The sequence below is a fragment of the Microcoleus sp. B3-A4 genome (genome assembly GCF_036705385.1).
Lineage (GTDB): Bacteria > Cyanobacteriota > Cyanobacteriia > Cyanobacteriales > Microcoleaceae > Microcoleus.
This window is the reverse complement of the sequence record NZ_JAUBUI010000020.1, coordinates 26,578-42,465: the sequence shown is the minus strand read 5'-3', so window position 1 is coordinate 42,465 and position 15,888 is coordinate 26,578. Positions and strand designations below refer to the sequence as shown.

15 protein-coding genes and 1 pseudogene are annotated in these 15,888 nt (G+C 43.2%); 5 read left to right on the top strand and 11 right to left on the bottom strand.

Features of this window, described 5'->3' with window-relative positions; all coding sequences use genetic code 11:
* Positions 1-138: 138 nt before the first annotated feature.
* From QUB33_RS11160 to QUB33_RS11150, 3 genes are all read right to left on the bottom strand, one after another.
* On the bottom strand, positions 139-1,596 hold the full coding sequence (locus QUB33_RS11160; protein ID WP_333350339.1) for a CHASE3 domain-containing protein: 1,458 nt from the start codon (positions 1,594-1,596) through the stop codon (positions 139-141).
* Positions 1,597-2,022: 426 nt separating this feature from the next.
* Complete coding sequence (locus tag QUB33_RS11155) at positions 2,023-3,477, bottom strand: methyl-accepting chemotaxis protein (RefSeq protein WP_333350337.1); 1,455 nt, start codon at positions 3,475-3,477, stop codon at positions 2,023-2,025.
* A gap of 18 nt (positions 3,478-3,495) precedes the next feature.
* The gene (locus tag QUB33_RS11150; protein WP_333350335.1) at positions 3,496-3,636 is read right to left on the bottom strand and encodes a hypothetical protein; all 141 of its coding nucleotides are present in this window, start codon (positions 3,634-3,636) and stop codon (positions 3,496-3,498) included.
* A 276-nt stretch (positions 3,637-3,912) separates the two neighbouring features.
* Between QUB33_RS11150 and QUB33_RS11145 the strand changes: the two genes are divergently transcribed.
* The gene (locus tag QUB33_RS11145) at positions 3,913-4,935 is read left to right on the top strand and encodes a cysteine peptidase family C39 domain-containing protein (protein ID WP_333350332.1); all 1,023 of its coding nucleotides are present in this window, start codon (positions 3,913-3,915) and stop codon (positions 4,933-4,935) included.
* A 130-nt stretch (positions 4,936-5,065) separates the two neighbouring features.
* Here the strand turns inward: QUB33_RS11145 and QUB33_RS11140 are convergent.
* From QUB33_RS11140 to QUB33_RS11130, 3 genes and pseudogenes are all read right to left on the bottom strand, one after another.
* A pseudogene (locus tag QUB33_RS11140) lies at positions 5,066-6,284 on the bottom strand (ISAs1 family transposase).
* A gap of 108 nt (positions 6,285-6,392) precedes the next feature.
* Positions 6,393-6,869, bottom strand: a complete 477-nt coding sequence (locus QUB33_RS11135) for a hypothetical protein (protein WP_333350330.1) — start codon at positions 6,867-6,869, stop codon at positions 6,393-6,395.
* Between the two features lie 169 nt (positions 6,870-7,038).
* Positions 7,039-8,067 (bottom strand): isochorismatase, encoded by a 1,029-nt coding sequence (locus tag QUB33_RS11130; RefSeq protein WP_333350328.1) that lies wholly within the window; start codon positions 8,065-8,067, stop codon positions 7,039-7,041.
* Positions 8,068-8,145: 78 nt separating this feature from the next.
* On the opposite strand from QUB33_RS11130, the gene QUB33_RS11125 reads away from it, so the two are divergent.
* Together QUB33_RS11125 and QUB33_RS11120 are read left to right on the top strand one after the other, a co-directional pair.
* On the top strand, positions 8,146-8,877 hold the full coding sequence (locus QUB33_RS11125; RefSeq protein ID WP_333350326.1) for a TVP38/TMEM64 family protein: 732 nt from the start codon (positions 8,146-8,148) through the stop codon (positions 8,875-8,877).
* Positions 8,878-8,893: 16 nt separating this feature from the next.
* On the top strand, positions 8,894-10,429 hold the full coding sequence (locus tag QUB33_RS11120; RefSeq protein WP_333350324.1) for a mercuric reductase: 1,536 nt from the start codon (positions 8,894-8,896) through the stop codon (positions 10,427-10,429).
* 230 nt (positions 10,430-10,659) lie between these two features.
* Here the strand turns inward: QUB33_RS11120 and QUB33_RS11115 are convergent, their stop codons facing one another.
* Together QUB33_RS11115 and QUB33_RS11110 are read right to left on the bottom strand one after the other, a co-directional pair.
* Positions 10,660-11,508, bottom strand: coding sequence for a phosphatase domain-containing protein (locus tag QUB33_RS11115; RefSeq protein ID WP_333350322.1), 849 nt, complete (start codon positions 11,506-11,508; stop codon positions 10,660-10,662).
* 218 nt (positions 11,509-11,726) lie between these two features.
* Entirely contained in the window at positions 11,727-12,812 is a 1,086-nt protein-coding gene (locus QUB33_RS11110; protein ID WP_333350320.1) for an RNA ligase, read from the bottom strand.
* Between the two features lie 190 nt (positions 12,813-13,002).
* Between QUB33_RS11110 and QUB33_RS11105 the strand changes: the two genes are divergently transcribed.
* Both QUB33_RS11105 and QUB33_RS11100 read left to right on the top strand, forming a co-directional pair.
* Positions 13,003-13,563: a hypothetical protein gene (locus tag QUB33_RS11105; RefSeq protein ID WP_333350318.1), complete on the top strand. Its 561-nt coding sequence runs from the start codon at positions 13,003-13,005 to the stop codon at positions 13,561-13,563.
* A gap of 147 nt (positions 13,564-13,710) precedes the next feature.
* Positions 13,711-14,736, top strand: coding sequence for a hypothetical protein (locus QUB33_RS11100; RefSeq protein WP_333350316.1), 1,026 nt, complete (start codon positions 13,711-13,713; stop codon positions 14,734-14,736).
* Positions 14,737-14,835: 99 nt separating this feature from the next.
* Here the strand turns inward: QUB33_RS11100 and QUB33_RS11095 are convergent, their stop codons facing one another.
* The 3 genes from QUB33_RS11095 to QUB33_RS11085 are packed head-to-tail and all read right to left on the bottom strand — an operon-like array spanning position 14,836 to position 15,732.
* Positions 14,836-15,012: a hypothetical protein gene (locus tag QUB33_RS11095; protein ID WP_333350314.1), complete on the bottom strand. Its 177-nt coding sequence runs from the start codon at positions 15,010-15,012 to the stop codon at positions 14,836-14,838.
* 54 nt (positions 15,013-15,066) lie between these two features.
* Complete coding sequence (locus QUB33_RS11090) at positions 15,067-15,276, bottom strand: hypothetical protein (protein ID WP_333350312.1); 210 nt, start codon at positions 15,274-15,276, stop codon at positions 15,067-15,069.
* Entirely contained in the window at positions 15,277-15,732 is a 456-nt protein-coding gene (locus QUB33_RS11085) for a type II toxin-antitoxin system antitoxin SocA domain-containing protein (RefSeq protein ID WP_333350310.1), read from the bottom strand.
* Between the last annotated feature and the right edge of the window lie 156 nt (positions 15,733-15,888).

The following is a 15,888-nucleotide window of genomic DNA, read 5'->3' as shown; positions in this document are numbered from 1 at the left end:
CTGGCTGTAGCAATGCGATCGCCTGCGACCCTTTTAATTTGGATGCCGCAGGTTTGACAAGCTTGGACGGCTGCGAGATCAATTCATGACTCAAGGCTATCAATTGCTAGTTTGCTAGCCCAAAAGACTGAGCGCCACTTAGACAATTGAATTGAGATGTTGGACAGCATCATTCAATTGTTGAGTGGCTAATTTGGTTTGAGTAATACCACTAGCGGTTTCTTTTGCCGATTGGTTGAGGCTATTCATAGCATCGACTACTTGTTGAATAGCAACTGCTTGTTGTTGAGCAGTTAGAGAAATTTGTTGATTGTTCAATACGACATTATTAACAGCATTTGCCACTTCCGAGAAAGCTGCTGCGGTTTCTTGACTGATTTTGCTTCCTTCTTCTACTGTTTTAGTACCTTCCTTTGTCACCGTTACAGTGGAACTTATCGCATTCTTGATATCATCGACTATGCGGTTAATTTTCTCGGCTGATTTCTTACTTTTATCTGCTAGTTTGCGGATTTCTGTGGCTATGACAGTAAAACCTTTAGCGTTTTCACGCGCCCGGACTGCTTCTACTGAGGCATTAAGTGCCAGCATATTTGTTTGATTGGCTAAATCTGTGACATCAGTAGAGATATTGCCAATCTGATGGGTTTGTTGGCTCAATTGCAGAATTTGTGCCGCGATCGCCCCGACATTTTCTTTCAATATTATCATCGATTCCAGGGTTTGCTCCACTGCTAGGGTTCCCTTTTCAGCGATCTTTAAAGCTTGCCGTGCAGATTCAGCACCAGCTTGGGCTTGGTGGGCTGATTGTTGGGAAGCCGCGCCCAACTCATCCATTGTGATTGTAGTTTGATTTACAGAGCTAGATTGCTGTGCGGCTGTGCGTTCCTGCTGTTCAACTATGGCAGCAATCTCTGTGGAAGAACTGGCGATCGTATTTGCTACCTGATTGATTGGTCGGATAATTTTATTTGAAATGAATAATACAATAAATGAACCCAATACTACAGCAATAACCGTACCTCCTATAGAAACAATCGTCGCTAATTGCTCGGACTGTTTTGCTAATTTTGTTCGTTGAACCAGTAGAGTATCTTCTACCTTAAGCATTTCTGCCAGCTTATCCCTAATTTCATCCATAAATATCTTGCCTTTACCTGAAATCACCAAGGCTCTTAGCTCTGGTTCTTTCCCAGCCCTTTTCAGGGATATAGTTTGCGCTAATTCATCTAGTTTTTGCTGACCCAAGTTTTCAACTTGCTCCAACTTTTTAACTTGTTCAGGGTTATCTTTTATTAACTCTTTTGTATCATTTACTGTTTTATAAAAGGCGACTGTACCCTTTTTGTAAGGTTCTAAAAATTCCTCCTTACCACCGAAGATAAAGCCCCGCTGTCCTGTTTCAGCATCCAATAAATCTTTTTCTATGGCTTGCAAATTTGTCTTGACTACATAAGTGTGCGTTTGCCACTCAATCGCTTCGGCTAAATTATCCATACTCAATTTAGTGGCAAATCCGATGCTAATCATTAACAAAAAAATCGACCCGAAGCCCAACGGAACTACTTTACTCAGCCGAAAAATATTTTCTGACATTTCTATTTTTACTCCTTGATTAGTTATTTACTTTGGCAAAACAGATAGTGTGAAAAATGATTCCTTGCGTAAGTCATATTAAAATAAGTTGCTAATTATGTCCTATAGATTGATTCACCCTCTCCCCAACCCCTCTCCCACCTCCCCCTGCCCCTCCTAAAAGAGGAGGGGGGAAAAGGAAAAAATTTTATAGAGGGGCGAGAAGCTTTAATCCTGCTCTTGCTCCCCTTATCCCCTAGTGCACAGTTGCGAGCTGGGGGATGAGGGGGAATAACTAGCAACTTGCGTTATTAGTCTATTTCTTTACGCAGATCTCCGTCGATGTTAGTAGGGTTTTTCACTAGCGACTCTAGGGGCGGGTTTAATGGGGAATATAATAAATATTATTACTTGAGATCCACAGAAAACCAGCCTCTACCCACTAACTTAGACAATTGAATTGAGATTTTGGGCTGCATCGTTCAATTGTTGAGTGCCTAATTTGGTTTGAGTAATACCACTAGCGGTTTCTTTTGCCGCTAGGTTGAGGCTGTTCATCGCCTCCACTACTTGTTGAATAGCAACTGCTTGTTGTTGAGCAGTTAGAGAAATTTGTTGATTGTTCAATACCACATTATTAACAGCAGTTGCTACTTCCGAGAAAGCTGCTGCTGTTTGTTGACTGATTTTGGTTCCTTCTTCTACTGTTTTAGTACCTTCCTGTGTCACCGTTACGGTGGAATTGATCGCATTCTTGATATCATCGACTAGGCGGTTAATTTTCTCGGCTGATTTCTTACTTTTATCTGCTAGTTTGCGGATTTCTGTGGCTATGACAGTAAAACCTTTGGCGTTTTCGCCCGCCCGGACTGCTTCTACTGAGGCATTAAGTGCCAGCATATTTGTTTGATTGGCTAAATCTGTGACATCAGTAGAGATATTGCCAATCTGATGGGTTTGTTGGCTCAATTGCAGAATTTGTGCCGCGATCGCCCCGACATTTTCTTTCAATATTGTCATCGATTCGATGGTTTGCTCCACTGCTAGGGTTCCCTTTTCAGTGATCTTTAAAGCTTGCCGTGCAGATTCAGCACCCGCTTGGGCTTGGTGGGCTGATTGTTGGGAAGCCGCGCCCAACTCATCCATTGTGATTGTAGTTTGATTTACAGAGCTAGATTGCTGTGCGGCTGTGCGTTCCTGCTGTTCAACTGTGGCCGCAATCTGTGTGGAAGAATTAACAATCATATTGACTGACTGATTCATTTTCTCTGCAATGCCTGAAGCAATCCACCGAGCGATCGCAAGTGCCGTAAGTGCAGCTAAAGCAGTGCTTAAAATCACGACCGTAGTCAGGAACTGCAAAGCTTGAATTTGCTGTTTTTGTCTGTCAAGCAAAATCTCTTGTTGGGTGCTTTCAAAATCCTTAGCTATAGCATCAACCTGACGAAGCTTTGGTACAATTTGTGTCTTCCACAAGTTAAGTCCATCGTCTCGCTTACCTTGATCGACCAAAGAAAAGGCTTGTCTATAGCCTTGGTCTATCTGATCTTGTAATACATTCATTTCATCTAGCCGCTGGAGCTGCTTCGGGTTTTGAACCCGCTTAAGTAGATCCTGATAGAAGTAGTCAAAGCTGTTTACCTGTTCATTGTATTCAGTAAAGAAACCACTCTCTTGTGCCAAAAAATAGCCACGAGCAGCTTTCTGCATACCTGAAAATCCCAGTTCAAGATCTTTTAAACCTATAACAATAGCATGAGAATTATTTAAAATTTTTGCTTTGTTTTCTACTTTTTTAGCATTAAAAAAAACCAAAGTAGCTGCTCCAACTGAGAGCAAAATCGGTATGGAATATCCCCACAGAATACGCTCTTTTAATTTTGTGGCTTTGAAGTTAATCATCTTAAATTTTTCCTATTATTACAAAAAAAATAAATTAATCGCCTTCAAAGCAAGGGGAACTGCATATCCGAGTAACATTCGGTTTCTCAAATTTAAATTGGCAAACATGGCAAAATCTCCTGTTGGGTTAGGTAGCTGAACTATCTGATTGTCAACCATTGATTCACACTCATCAAGAAAAATCTGGTAAAACTTAATATAGAGCAAGCTATGCAGATCAAATTCTTTAGAATTGATGGTTGTTTCGCCTGCTTCGATTTTGGATAAATCCTGTTTATTCGATTGTAGCCGGAATTCAGGAACCCAACCCAAACATCGTCAAATTCTCTCTCCCACTCTTCCTCTGTCCCACTCTTCCTCTCTCCTACTATTGATTGGGGTTCAAGTCGAGCGCATAAATGTTACAACCTAGTTAAGCAACAAAATTTTGAGTTCATGGAAATAGTAGTGACGCTGGTGCTGGGTTCGGTGCTGTTTGTCTGGGGAATGGGGTTCGGGCGGGTGTTAGTTCGATCTGGAGTGACGGCTAATGATTTGTTTAAGGGCAGAAATTCGATCGCCCTGCTGTTTTTGGGTTTTTATATTGCTTTGCTGCTACTGGCTCTAAATATGCCTCAAATGCCTGTTTTGCCGATCGAGTGGCGCTTTCACGGGATGCGAGTTACTTGGACTTTGCTACGAGTGATGTTGATGGGAGTCTGCGGTATTGGCTTTAGTATAAGTTGGTTGACAGCGCGAGCGCAAGTAATCGCAGTAATTTTAATTTGCTTGTTGGGATTGGGAGGATTTACTAGCGCTGAAAACTATTTTATGGCGCCAATTTACGGTGATTTAATAGATAATTTGCAGCCAAACGGTGTGTATCGACAAACATCTAACAGCAGTTGCGCCCCGGCGGCGCTAGCAACAGTGTTAAGGCGTTGGGGAATCGATGCGACGGAATCGAGTGTAGCGCGTTTTGCCGGGACGAGTCGCTTGGGAACTTCCATGCCCCAGTTAATTATAGCAGCAAGAGCTTTGGGCGTAAATGCGATCGAACTAACGCCAACTTGGGAGCAAATTCAGCAAATTAATCGCCCCGGAGTGCTAGCAGTTTGGCTGTTCGACGGCCCTCGGAAGCTACCCCACGCGGTCGCTTTGCTGGGAATGAATGACAGTGTAGCTGCCATTGGCGACCCGGCGCGGGGCAGGATTTTCTATTTAGATAGGGAAACTTTTGCCTACATTTGGCGAGAGGAATACGTGCCGATTTTCCGGTCTGCAAATATCTTGTTAAGCGATCGGCAAGCTATTGACTATTTGAGTAAATTAGGATATAATAGCGGCGATTTAAAAGCAGATATCGAGCGCTTTCAAACAGATAAAAAATTAAAAGTCAGCGGCAACTTAGACCGGATGACTGAGTTAATGTTGAGCGGCAATTTTTTGGAAGGAGTCCCCCGATTGGATGGAAAATAGTTATGGGAAATCATCAAGCCCAGAGGCACTACCCTATTTTTAGAGTCGATCGCACCTTGGTCACGCCTCACCGTTTTTGACAATTGGGAACAGTTGAACCGCTCTTTTTAGCAGGGTAAGAGCATCTCAATCATGCTTGACAAAAGCATTTGAGAATCTGCATCATATAGTCATTGTTCATCGCAGCCCGTTTTCTTTTTTGTCGCAAGCTACGCTGGAGAGTTGTTTCTTTGTTGACAGCATTCAACGCCATCCGTCTGACCAGAGCCAAGTTTTGAGGGCTATTTAACGAACGAATACGGCATTTATCTTCATTGAACGTCACATCTAAACTCCAATGAACTTGATTCTCAATGCCCCAATGTTTACGAATAGCACGACCATTTAGCTGGGCATCTACTGGTAACGAACTTAGGTAAAACTGTACCTCATAAGTGGTTTTATTCCAAAGATGACGAACTCTTTCGACAATTACAATAGTGCGTAGATTTGCCCACTGTTCTTGTTTGTAAAGTCCTCCGAGTTGGGCAACTGGTACTGCCCAAACTTTTCGGCTTTCGACGCGATGATGTCCCTTTTCGGTTCGGGAGTCATAACTGATTTCAATTCCCACGAATTGCTGAGTTCTTGCGGTCTCAAACCAGTTTTTTACTTGAGTGTAAAGAGTGGGATGATTGCTTTTTAATGCTACGACATAATCAGCTTTTTTCTGGCTAATAAGTCGGATAATTTCGGTTTGAGTTCCCATCGCATCGATGGTGATAATCGCTCCCGCAATGTCGATTAATTCCAGTAAGGCAGGAATCGCGGTGATTTCATTGGAATGGTCTTCAACTTTGACTTGCCCCAGTACCAAACGTTGTTCGCTTGCCCAAGCTGTGACTAAATGTAGGTTTTTTAAACCTTTTTCAGGCGTCATAAGAACCTCGCAAACTTTTGCCATCAATCGGGATGATTTCTTGGAAAACTGCACCCATGATTTGCTGAAGCCATTGGGATAACTTCTGTTCTAAAGCTTTCGGGTTTAGCTTTTCAAAGACCCGACGAAATGTATCATCGCTGGGGATTCCATTGGGTAACTCTAAAAATTCCTCCAACCATTTCTGCTTGCTAACCCCATAATTTTCTATGTCTTCCCACCCATCAGCTCCGGCGATGACAGCTAATATGGTAATTACAAGAATGTCTTTGAGTAGGTGTTGTTTGGTTCGCTCAACTCTCGGGTCTGGTAAGTCATCAAAATATGTTGAGAAGCTCGCTTGTAAGTCTTGGACGGAGATGGGTTGGGACCCGTTTGGCCCCGGTTCTGATTTTTTCGTACATACCACAGAAGCGAATCCTTTTTCCATTGACTTATCCTCACCAGTCGTGACGAAAGATGCAGCAACATTATAGAACCGCTGCTGACTGAATGCCTATGTCTAGATATTGCGCTTTTTGTCAAGTACAATATATACCTAATTAGATGAGCTTACCCTGCTCTTTTTAGGCTCAGACAGCTTGACTTCCCATCCAGGTAAATTCCACCAATTAACTCGCTTATTCGGCTGAATCCAGAAGTTTAGTTGCACGATCTTGCCATCCTCAAATCTGAGTATGGGAAACGTAGGATAACTGGTATCATCGGTTTCGCGATAAGTGCGTCCCAGGTAATTTAGGCAGGTCGTTAATCCCTCAGTAATTCCCAATTCTTCCACTCCCGTTCCCTTCAATTTGGCATCATCGTAGCTGAAAGAACCGTTGAATGAATTGCCCGCTAACCCGCCTTTGGTAACAGTGATGGTGAAATCGTAGGTTACGGGAACTGCGTAGGCTTGGGTTGCAGTTACAACTGTGCTCAGAAGAGTCGTGGCGATCGCCACCGAGAGTTTTGAAATTGCTTGCACACTCGCCTCCCGAAAAAGAACAACACTATAAATTTCGCTTTCAGTCATCGGGAAACTCCTTGATTACACTTCTCTAGTAAGTGATTTTTCGGATATGATATCATACGTAATCCGTTAAATGCGATCGCAGCCGACTTCCAAGCGAACAAAAATTACCGCCTCTGCTTGATCGTATATACTTTTTTTCACTGAAAACCCCAAGAGAAAACACTCGTCTTTAATCGCCCAGAATTAACTCGGTAGATTGAACAATATTCATTCCCGCCGCCGCAAATCTTTGAAAAGCTGCATCTGCTTGTTCCGTAAAATCCACAACACCCGGAACAACCACAGGCGAAGTGCAATCTTCCAGCAAATAAACCTTCTTTGCCAAATTCGGATCTCTCGCCAAAATTTCCGTTAACAAATCATCAATTGTCCAAGCAACGCAGTGACTTTTGGCTTGTCCGGCAATAATTACTGCATCAAAATCGAGTAATTTATCAATAAACTTAGCATTCTTTTCCGCAATCGGATTGCCGTCGAATCCATCTAAAACTTCCGGCCGCAAAACCGAATAGTTTTCTGTCAGTGGATTCCCGCCTTTGATTTCAAAAAGTGCTTGGCTGTCGCGGGCTATAGTATGAAAAAATATTGCTTCTTCCACCGCAGAAACCAGCGCGTGTCCGATGCCACCCAGCATCGAGTGATAGGGCCAAATTGTCAGGGGATATTTTCCATCGTCGCTGAGTTTTTTGACGTAGTGGCACGCCTGTTTTTCCAGTGCTGAAAAATTGCCCCCGATGATGCTGTGGGCGACGGCTGGATTGACTTTCCAAATGCCTTTTTGGACATCTTCGAGTGTAATAGAAGTGGCGGCTGGTAGGGGGTGCTCGCCTGCTTCGTCGATCCAAAAGATTGGATGAAAAATTTGCATGGCGGTGTGGGTGTCCATTGTCGGCGCAATGGTTGTAATTGCATTTAAATTGCGGTAAATAAATTCGCACAGCCGCAGGTTGTCATCAACTGCACCGCTACCGGAACGTCCGCCGACAAATAATTCAAATTCGGGCAAACAAAAAGTATTTTGGGCATCGATTATCAGCAAACAAATGCGGTTTGTGTCCCTTGCCGCTGGCTGGATGTTGTGCTGTTTTGCCCAATCTTTGGCTTGGGCGGCGCGTTCTCGGTAGGGGACTCGCCAGACTTCGCCTACTTTTTTCTGGTCGAAATGTTCGGGGATTGGGAGTTGGGCTTTGGGTGTCATGACCTCTCGCTTGTAGGGTAGTTTACAGTAATAATTTAAGTTCGGAGTATAATGCTGATAAATATTTGCAGGTGAATCATGGCTAAAGAACGAATCCAAGATTATGCTAGGGTAAAATTTAAACGCATAGTGTTGTTTTTGTCGATCGCACTTTTGCTCGCTCTCTTAATTGTAGCAACTAGATCTGCCTACGTTCAAGATGTTTTGAGAACTCTGTTAATGCGGATCGAAGATTTAGGGTGGTGGGGGCCAGTGGCTTTTGTAGCTACTTACAACTTGGCTACTGTGCTGTTTGTACCGGGTTCGGTACTGACGCTGGGAGGGGGGGCGATTTTTGGTTTGTGGTGGGGTTCTGTTTACGTTTTTGCGGCGTCCACTTTAGGTGCTGTATTTGCTTTTGCGATCGGGCGCTATTTGTGTCGCGATCGCGTGGTAAAATATATGGAATCTTACCCCAAGTTTAAAGCTCTCGATCGCGCAGTTTCCCAACAAGGATTAAAAATAGTTTTTTTGACTCGTCTTTGTCCTTTATTTCCTTTCAATTTATTGAATTACGCTCTGGGAATTACTCAGGTTTCTTTGAAAGATTACGTGCTGGGTTCCTTGGGCATGATACCGGGTACAATTATGTACGTTTACTCCGGTTCTTTGGTGGGTAATATTGCGGCGATAGGCGCGATATGTCAGTCAACAAATCCCCAAACAGAAGCAGCAAAATGGTCGCTCAATATCCTCGGTTTTCTGGCTACTGTTGCGGTAACTGTTTTTCTCACTAGGATAGCCAGCAAAGCTTTGGAAGAAAGTATTTAATTAGGAGGATTTGCGAATGCCGGAGTCAAAAGTCGAGCGCGTAACTGTCCCCCCGATGGACGAACACAACCAGAAATTAGTCTCCTATTTGCATCCGCCCGATTGGGTAAATCCGCAGCCGGCTAGCAGTTATAATTTAGTAGTAATTGGCGCTGGGCCCGCCGGATTAATTGTGGCTGCGGGTGCTGCAGGTTTGGGCGCGAAAGTTGCTTTGATTGAAAAACATTTAATGGGCGGCGACTGTTTGAATGTCGGTTGCGTACCCTCAAAAGCTTTAATTCGATCGTCTCGTATTGTCGGCGATATCTCGGAAGCAAGTAAATTTGGTGTTAACGTTTCTGACAGTGTAGAAGTGGATTTTGCTGCTGTGATGGAACGGCTGCGCCGCATCAGGGCCGGAATTAGCGATGTTGATTCGGTTCAACGATATCAGCACAAATTAGGAGTTGATGTTTTTTTAGGTTCCGGTCGTTTTACTAGCAATAATACAGTAGAAGTTGCAGGTCAAACTCTCCGCTTTAAAAAAGCAGTAATTGCCACAGGTGCAAGGGCGCTACAACCACAAATTCCCGGCTTGCAGGAAGCTGGATATCTGACAAATGAAACGGTCTTTAACCTCACAGAAAGACCTCAGCGTTTGGCAGTAATTGGGGCAGGGCCGATCGGCTGCGAATTGGCTCAAGCCTTTCGGCGGCTGGGTTCGGAAGTCGTATTGCTGCACAAAAATGCTCAGATTTTAGATAAGGAAGATGCGGATGCTGCTAAAATCGTGCAGGAGGCTTTTATACGCGAAGAAATTCAACTAATACTAGAATCCCAAATAGAGCGCGTTGAGAAAACAAATGCAGGCAAAGTAATTTATTATAAATCTCAAGGTAAGGAAGCATCGGTAACAGTAGATGAAATTATTGTGAGTACAGGGCGATCGCCCAACGTCGAAGGATTGAATCTGGAGGCTGTCGGCGTCGAATACGATACACAAACAGGCGTATTTGTCAACGACAATTTGCAAACTACTAATCCCCGCATTTATGCCGCTGGCGATATTTGCATGAAACATAAATTTACTCACGCTGCTGATTTTGCCGCAAGGATGGTGATTCAAAACACTCTATTTTTCGGACGCAAAAAGCTCAGCGCTTTGACGATACCTTGGTGTACTTACACAAACCCGGAAATTGCCCGCGTCGGAATTGGGGAACACGAGGCTAAGGAAAAAGGCATTGATATCGATACATTTTTAATTCCTTTCAGTCAAGTCGATCGGGCAATTATTGACGGCGAAGAGGAAGGATTTGTGAAAATTCACGTCAAGAAAGGCAGCGAAAAAATATTAGGTGCAACTATTGTAGCGCGACACGCTGGAGATATGATCGGCGAGATTACTTTGGCAATGGTTAACAATATTGGTTTGGGAAAAATTGCTAGCACAATTCACCCGTATCCGACACAAGCTGATGCAATTCGGAAAGCGGGAGATGCTTACAATCGCACTCGTTTGACTCCGTTTGTGAAAAATTTGTTTAACCGCTGGCTGGCTTGGACGCGATAAGTAAATAATCTCAAATCTGTTGTTAGCATCGGAGTTATTCCTATCTCTCTTCTCTTTATCTGCGTGAATCAGCGTCTATCCCTTGTCATCTGCGGTTAATACATTCTCTTTTTTTTACCGCAGATGAGGGCAGATAAACACAGATTAACGCAGATGAATTAGATAAATTCCGGGTTACTTTGAGTGTAGCATTAGGAGTTGGGAGAGCGCCCGCGCCAACAAACCCTGCCTTAAAAATCCCCTTCATCTACTTGGAATACCGTCAATCCCAAGCTTCTCCACATATCAACAACTTGCTGGCGATCGTCCAACACAAACTTAACATTATATTTTCCTTGAATATGTTGCCGATAGAACTCCTCTTTAATAATCGAATCCTTCCTCATATCTCCGGTTTTCCGCATATAAAGACTGGCATAATTAACCTCATACTGCTGCAACCATTTTTCAGTTTGAGGCTGACAGTCATCCGTCCTGCCCGACACTACAATGATATTAACGCTGGACTGCCACTTGCGAACGGTATCTAAGACGGGCTGATTGGGCAAATCGCGATCGCACGTTGAAGCATCAAAAGGATTTCTGCCATTGAGAAGTGCCAGCGTACCGTCCATATCCACAATAATTGCATCCGGCAAATCCGGGTTATATTCCGGCGGCGCAACGGGAACACGCACGTACTTATTGTACATCTTCATAATCACATCTTTGCCCACCGAATTAAGCCTTTTCAAATCCCGTTTAATACATTCCTCTACCGGAACTTGGAGAAAAGAATCATTAACTTCCACAACAGCTTTACCTTTAACCAACTCCTTGATATGCTCGATGTGAGGGCCAAAATTAGTATCATCAACAATGACGTGTTTGCCACTTTCCAAAGCCATCAAAATAATCGTATCTCTCAATTTCACAATAAACTTTTCATTTGACGGCGACCAATGAGAAGCGTGAGCCATTTCTCTGAGCAAATCTTTATTGCTACGCACCCACTTTGCAGGTTCAGACAGCAGCAATTCCCTAGCAAATTGAGATTTTCCCGAAGCAGGCAAACCAACAAGTACAATAACTCTTTTCATGGTAAGTAGAAGGAAGAAGGAAGTTCGGCAACGGATTCTGTAACGGATGTCAGGAAGAAGGAAGAAGGAATAATGCTCATACAGCAAGCTTTTTAGCCACCTGTATCTTAGGTTTAATTAGGTGCATTTACTTCTTTATTCTGTCACCTAAATATAATGTTAATTTTCGTTTGTAGTGAGGATTTGAGTCCTCATTCAAGAAACGACTGTAGTCGTTACTACAAACCTAGATGGATGTAATCTAAACCCAATAGCTCCTCTATTTTATGGATCGTAACATCACGGAGAGCTTCTTTCACTCCCGCAACTCTTCGGGCCCGCAAAGAAAACAAAATCCCGGAATACGGCAAATGTTTCACAGCTAATGCAAAATCTTTCTGAACTTCGATATGTTCGTGCTGTCGGTAAGCTTCCTCGATTTCTTCAACCAAAGATTGATATTTGTCTTTAACTTTTTGATACAACTCACTCCACTCAGGAAAATAAGCTAAAAACTCTTCTCCTTCATTAGTTAAAACAATTTCTATCAGGCGGCGGGTCGAAAACCCTTCGCGGAGATGGGAAATCGCGACATATTGCGGAGACTTAACTTTAACTCTGTTGAAGTTAGCATCGCAGATAATATACCCTTCCGAATCCATCGGATCTAAATGTTGAGCCGCTTCTATAACTTCTTTCCAGCTAGTTAAAGGATAGGAAGCGACCAATTCCCAGCCATATTTATTGGCCCACAGACTCGGGTCTGTTTCTACCAGCGTTTGAGTGTTGCGAACCCCGTGCAGCACGATTTGATTGTTTTGTTGCTGGACAACTATTCTATTGTAAGGCGTCATCAACTCAAATATAAAACACTGGTCGGTTTCTTTTGGCAATTGATATCCCAATTCTTGCCAGACTTTCCCAAAAAGTTCCGCAAAGCTGAACCCAAAACCATTAACTTCGCCGGCGGCGTCGGGAGTGCCGCTAGATTGCACTCTCCATTCTCCTTTATAAAAATACATTACAGTCAGAGAACCGTCTAGTTTTTGATAAACTTTGGCATTTCTCCAATCAATTGCAGCGGCGTGAATTTCTCCGTAATTAAAAAATTTGTTGTAGGGATAAGAAACTATCTGCCAATTTTGAGATGAATCTAAAATAATGCCTCGGCACTGCTGGACTATCTTTTCGCCTAGAGGAGATTCTATCTGGGAGTATTTCAGACAGACTAAATCGGGATATTGGCGGTGGCGGGTAACTTTGATATGATAAGTTTCGGACAAAGTTTCCAATCCGTGCTGGCGCAAATACTCTTGCAGTTCCACGATCGACTCCTAAATTGCTCGCTTTCTCTATATTATATATGACTTCATATTCTGGCAACCTTGTCAAGATAGTAAAAAAACATTTTTCCCGGAAAAGCGAGTGTTAATTTGGTATTTTGAATTAGGGTTGTACATAGGTGAATGCGGTTTGCCGCCCAACTAAACTCTTGGAATATTAAGGAAAAAGACCGTGAAGAAGAAATTATTACTTTTGGCTACTTCTGCTTGTGTATTGACTGCTTTAGTACCTCCCTCGGTTGTTTTTGGATCTTCGCCATTGTCGATGCGACAATCGGGAACAACACAAATTGCTCAAGGAGGTGCTGCGTTTCCGGTAAATGAAATTTTGCGAAAGTTAAAAGGAAAAACGCAAGTGCCTATTTTTATCCCCAACAGGATTCCGGTTCCGCAAAAAATGTACTATCCCACTACAGCAGAAGCAAACAGCTATAGTATTTCAATCGAGTATAAAGCAGATTGCGGCGGTACGACAGTTTGCACTTTTGGGTCAATTCAAGGTGAAAAAGGCGGGGAGTTTCCTACAAAACTAGAAGGGGTAACTAAGACGTTAAAAAATGTCAAACTTGCGGGCGGAGTGAAAGGAGTTTATCATAACGGTTGCGGGGCTTACTGCACAGCAACTCTGCAGTGGAAAACTCAGGGTTTTATGTATACCGTCGCCATTAAGAACGGACGAGAATCTGATTTAATTTTAATAGGAAATTCTGCTATTCAAGCTGGGAAGCGTTAAGTTTAGCAGTCGGAGAGGCACAACTTCTATATGTAGGGTGCGTAAGGGCGCACCTTACCGTTATTACATGATATATCTTAACTCGCACTCGCCCCTTAGAAGATGCTATTGTTTTTTTTGCGCTGAGCTACTTAGGGGGAAATCAGGATGAGGGGAAGATGGCTATTTGCGGCGATTTTTGCTTGTGTGGTGACTGCTTTTACGATTCCCTTCGGGATAGCTTCGCTTCACGCACCTTTGACACCAAACTCAGCGTTAGCAAGGACTGAACTCCCGATTACAGAAATCCGCTGGTTTAATTATTCCCCTGAAGATAGCTGGCAACCGATACAATTTATTGTGCCCGATCGCAACACTGCAAAATCTGCCGGCAGCCGCAAGTTGCGGTTGTACGATGTTCATATTGCCAAGATGTTTGAGATTTCTCATTTTCTGTGCAATCGCGATCGTGCTTCTGAAGGTTATAATTGGTCTTATCAAGCGGAAAATGGCAATATTGAGATGGGACGCTTCAAAATTAGCTGCAATCTCGCCCGTTCCATAGCGCCAGCTTACGGCTTAGGGAAACCACAAATTACAGTGATTCGCCGCCACTTCAACCTGAAAAACGGTCGCCCTTCTTTTGCGGTAGAGAAATACTCGATTCCCACTTTTAACATTGCTAAAAATAGAGTTGTGCAGTGGAGGGATTTTGTGCAAAAGTTTCCCCCAATTCCCGATAAGTCAGCAAACCAAGCTAACAGTATTTTTCCTGCGAGTAACATTTCTAGGCAAATCAAAGGCAAAACGCGAGTGCCTGTTTTTCTTCCGAGCATACTTCCTTTATCTAACACTCAGCAAGTTGATTTTGATGTGCAAGCAGGTTCCCACGGTTACATTGTGGGAATGTATTTAGGCAAAGGATGCCGCGCAGGAGCCTGTTATTTCGGCACAATCGAAGCTAAAAGAAATCAACCGTTTTCCCCTCCTTCGCAATTGCCACAGGATACTTACAGAAGCGTTGAATTGGCCGGCGGATTCAGGGGGATTTATTTCAATAATTGCGGTGCTTACTGCACTGCTTTTGTTGAGTGGCAAAGGCTGGGGGTGCTGTACCGAGTCACAAGGAAAAACGCACGGCAGCAAGAAGTTGTCCAGATAGCAAATTCTGCACTTCAAGCAGGGCAACGTTAAATTTTGCTGGGAAATGGAAAAGGTACGCGCGATCGAAGCTATCTTCCCGCAGGAGTTCCCGAAGGGTAGGGAATCGCCCTTTTTCACTCCTCATAAACTTTATTCTGGACAAACTGAATGGTCGCGGTCAAACCAAATGATGTAGTAAACAGACTGAACGCGGAACCCAAAGATCCGTTTTTTCTCATCAATTCGCATTTCGGATAACCTCTCATCTTCAGGAATATTGTCAGGCAAAGTCGGATGAATGTTAATCAACTTATAACCAGTTCCCACTGATTCACCTCGTTTTTTTGATCCGTGACCTTTGATTTGACCCCAAGTATATTTCTAAATTTTCTTGAGTCCTTCAATTAGGTCAGTGATTTCTGATGATGTCCAGTCAGACAAAAGCCAACGATTCTTATCTGCATAGGTAAATCTGAAGCTAGGATGCTCATCATCTGTACTGCTTGGTCGATTTAAGTGAGTTGCTTGCTCTGGAATTCTACTTTGTTGCTTTTTTTGAGATGGCTTCGGTATTTGACTTTTTTTCCCCACTTACGCCTCCACCAAAGGTGCATAGCAGGATTTCATATCCTCGTGGAAGATGATTTTAGTTGATGTTTCGGCGGGTTCTAATCCCTTGCGGGCGTTGAGCCAAGGTGTCTCTGATTGCGTCAATTCTGCAAGATGTTTAGCACTTAATTCTCCATAAGCATTCCAAACTTCTTCGAGTACCTCGATTTCATCTTCATCAAATTCTTCTTCAAAATTATCTGGAGCTGGAATATCGCTATATTTGTAAGCTTTGTACTCATCCCAAACATCGCGGACAATGGGGCCGGAAACCCAAGCTTCAATATCTTGATCAAATAGCGGCTGGCTTCTAAAGACTAAACTCCAAGCTTGTGCATAATACACGAGCTTTTGCAGTTTCAGAGGAGAAATGGTATCGCCTGCTTCTCGATCGACACGAGATAAAAAGTAACGAGCTACCTCAAGAGCACTTTTCATAGTTTTAGGATTTGAGTAATTTGACAAATTGACTTTTGATGCTAAGCTATTTGGTGGCTTTAGAAGTACGATCGCAACTTCGATCGCCCTTTTCCCCTCGCCACTACATTTTTCTATCCAAATATCGCAACTTTTGAGCTAATTTTTTCTCGCTGC